This is a genomic window from Negadavirga shengliensis (assembly GCF_042652345.1).
Taxonomy (GTDB): Bacteria; Bacteroidota; Bacteroidia; order Cytophagales; family Cyclobacteriaceae; genus Negadavirga; species Negadavirga shengliensis.
This window is the reverse complement of sequence record NZ_JBHSJJ010000047.1, coordinates 1-1,241: the sequence shown is the minus strand read 5'-3', so window position 1 is coordinate 1,241 and position 1,241 is coordinate 1. Positions and strand designations below refer to the sequence as shown.

Below are 1,241 nucleotides of genomic sequence, written 5' to 3'. Positions count from 1 at the left end.
TCCTGACTTCGACAGTCGTCAGTCCCATTTTCGTATAAGTCATTGATAATGTTTGGTTTAATGATTTTCAGTTTGCTGTTTTGGGTGTCCCAGAAGGATTTTTGAGTATTTTAGAGACATGTTCGTCCGGAAGAAACCCAATAAAAGTGGGAAGATCAGCGTCCAAGTAATAGAAAAGACCCGTGGGAGCTATAAAGTTGCCAAAACCATAGGGAGTAGCTCCGACTCCCAGGAAGTTGAAAGACTTGTTTACCTGGGCGAAGAGTGGATCAGAAACCGTAAAGGGCTTCTGGATATCCCGTTCAACACTGAAGAACAGATCGCTGATTCTGTTTTGGACAATGTTGAAAAAATCACTGTTTCCGGTACAGAGCTGTTACTTGACAGGGTATTCAATGGAATTGGGTTCAATGCCATCAAAGACGATATTTTTAAATGGCTGGTATATTCCAGGATATGTTTCCCGGCAAGTAAACTGAAGACCTGTGATTACCTGTTGGCCTATCATGGGCTTGAGTTCCAGGTTCAGGACCTATACAGGTACATGGACAGGCTTTACAACAATTACAAGGAAACAATCCAGCTGATCAGTTTTGAGCACACTAAAAAAGTTCTGGGGGGCAGGATCAATATTGTTTTTTACGATGTCACCACCCTTTACTTTGAAGTGGATCAGGAGGACGAGCTCAGAAAGACGGGTTTTTCAAAAGAAGGCAGGCACCAGAACCCCCAGATAGTTTTGGGTTTGCTGGTAGGGCTTGAGGGTTACCCCCTTGCCTACGAGATTTTTGAGGGCAATAAGTTTGAGGGCCATACCATGATTCCTGTCATAGAGACTTTTAGAAAGAAGTATGGCTTACCGGCACCGATGGTAGTGGCAGATTCGGGGTTGCTTTCCAACAGCAATATCAGCGAATTGCTGGAGAACGGATATGGGTTTATTCTGGGGGCAAGGTTGAAGTCTTCTGCCAATACCCAAAAAGAAAAAGTACTGGCACTCAGGCTCGAAAACGGTGAGAGTACATCCATGGATTGGGAAGAAGGGCTGAGAATGATAGTGGGCTATTCGGAAAAGAGGGCCAAAAAAGATAGAATCAATAGGGAAAAGGGGCTTAAAAAGCTGGAAAAACAGCTGAAAACAGGAAAACTCAACAAGTCCCATATCAACAACAGGGGGTACAACAAATACCTCAAAATGGACGGTGAGGTAAAGATCACCCTGGACATGAACAAGTTTGAAC

Annotated in this window: 1 protein-coding gene; it reads left to right on the top strand. The window is 43.8% G+C overall.

What is annotated here, in order from left to right:
- Positions 1-118 precede the first annotated feature (118 nt).
- On the top strand, positions 119-1,241 hold a 1,123-nt coding region (locus ACFPFU_RS25620; RefSeq protein WP_377069597.1), incomplete at its 3' end, for an IS1634 family transposase.